General features: G+C 44.4%; 1 protein-coding gene. It reads right to left on the reverse strand.

The window, feature by feature from the left end:
* Positions 1-2,284: hypothetical protein (locus DW182_RS22220; protein WP_199678653.1), on the reverse strand; the 2,284-nt coding region annotated here is incomplete at both ends.

Consider the following 2,284-nt stretch of genomic DNA (forward strand, 5'->3'; position numbering starts at 1 on the left):
AGGCGATAAAATCTCCCCAGTTTTTATACTCGTTTACAGTTTTATCCAGCAACATGGCGCCCTTGTACTCTTCCTTCTCAAGTACCGGACCGATCATATTCTCCCTGTACATGGCAGCATATACACTATTAGAAGGCGAGGTGCTCTGGGCATATTTATACCTGGTAATCAGCTTGTTGTTTTCAGAATCAATCATGGTTTCTTCCGTCACCTGTCCATATTCATTGTATTGGTATTGAATGGTTTTAGCCACTCCATTCACTCTTTCCTCAGATTCTTTGACGGCATAATCGCCACTACTGATGTAATAATGATAATAATCGTGAAGGGAGCCGTCAATGACGGATGAAAATGCGCTATAATTAGTGAAGCGTTCTTCTATAGACGAGCCTTCGCTACCGGTAATTTGAGCATAAGGCAATACTTTCAGATTCAAATACTCTTCACTATTTATTGCCTCGTAACTATTATGCAGTGAATATACGGTTTTCCCGCTACTGTCTTTTACTGTCTTACTAATCAACTTTCCACATTTCCATGCATTGGACCGCCGGGGCAACTCCGATGCATTTCCACGTATAGTCCCTACATATTCATCCGAATAATCCGTGTAGTAGTATTCAGTCTTTCCATAGGAGCCTGTAGACGAGCCTGTATATTCTGTAACATACGGATACACCACTGTACTTCCCAGGGTATAATAACTACGTTTAGGGAATGCATCGTATGCCTGGATGTAGGTGAGTGTGCCTACCGACGGGCCAGAACCGGAACTGCCCCCATAAATGGACTCAACCTGCAAAGAGGAAGCGACATAATCATTGGAATTTACAGGTTGTACGGCTCGTCCGTTACCATCTTCTTTCTGCCCGTACTTATACCACTTGGTCTCAAGCAAATTGTTGTTGCTGTCGTAATTCTTCACTTCTTTTATACGTAGCCCGCCGTAAAGTTTGTTATCAGCACGATGTCCTTCGTATGTGAACAAAGAATAACCTTGGGTAGGATAAACCACCTTCTTCAGGATACCTTTGGACATTCCTGTTTCATTGGGGCTTCGGTCCATTCCCGGAATCCTATAGTCGCTTCCCATCACGGATATAGAGAAGTTCGGTACATACAGTCCGGATGAAGTAGAGAATCCTGTGTAGTATCCCCAATAATCCACTATAGGCAAAGCATCCTCCGGTTTGCTGCCATTGTACTCAAATCGATACGAGTAAGCATTCTTATTATCTTTCCCCCGGAAATTCACGGCATTCAGATACGACTGGTTTGTTTTGTCGAGAGTGACAGATTGTACAATTACATTCTGTTGGTTTCTTATTTCTATTTTCTCCAGCGAACGTTTAGAAGTGGCTGAATATAAAAATGCCACTTTTCCACCTCTGTAATTTATCTCTTTCAGGATGGGAGTATTAAATTCCTTATAGAAAATACCCAACGTCCCTCCATACTGATAGGTTGCACTACCTGAATTGGTATCATATTTCACGATGTAGGTATTATCAATGACAGGGCGCTTCACTTTATCCGGTGACCCCAAAAGAATCTGGTCGTAGACAAAATTTATGGTATCTTTTCTATCAGCTGATACAATCCGGCTTAGGTAACTGGTAAAATTCCGGCCGTATGTATCCGTATCTTGTACTTCGAAAATATAGTCGTTTCCATATTCGTCACGGGCCACAGGGTTATAAGCCAGGTCAAGGCGAGCGGTAGTGGAGGGCACGGTGAAATATGTACCGTCAGACAATAGGTAATACTGGCCGCTATGCCCTGGGAAAGAGTAATTGTACATGTCATACTCTGAATCGCAGTAATAATCTGCATGATCATATTTGCTTTTGCTCCCATTCAAGGCATATTCCAAATGTAGTTGGTCAGAATCGGGAGCTCCCGTCTTATCATTTTTGACGATATCGGTCTCTCGTTTCATGAAGGGTGATCTGGAAATACCATTGGGGGGATAAAGCCCCGCTCCCCTCGCACTGTAGCTCACCGTCCCGCCCGCCATCAGCGTCCAGCCGTATCCTACCTCCATCGGCAGATCGTCATACTTCAGCCCCGAGGCATGATATTTAAACTCTATGGGAATCTTGATACCCTTCACCTCAATGGTATGAATGGGGATTGTGATATCCACCAGCCCCGTATACAGGTTGGTAGGATAATATCCGAAACGGTCTATCATAGTCGCCTTGGGCGAGGGAGTGACCAGTTGCGGCAGACTGGGCACACCGGACGACTGCCCGTGCATGCCCACGGCACACAATATGCCGAC

The organism is Bacteroides sp. AM16-24 (genome assembly GCF_003471885.1).
In the GTDB taxonomy this organism is placed as follows: Bacteria; Bacteroidota; Bacteroidia; order Bacteroidales; family Bacteroidaceae; genus Bacteroides.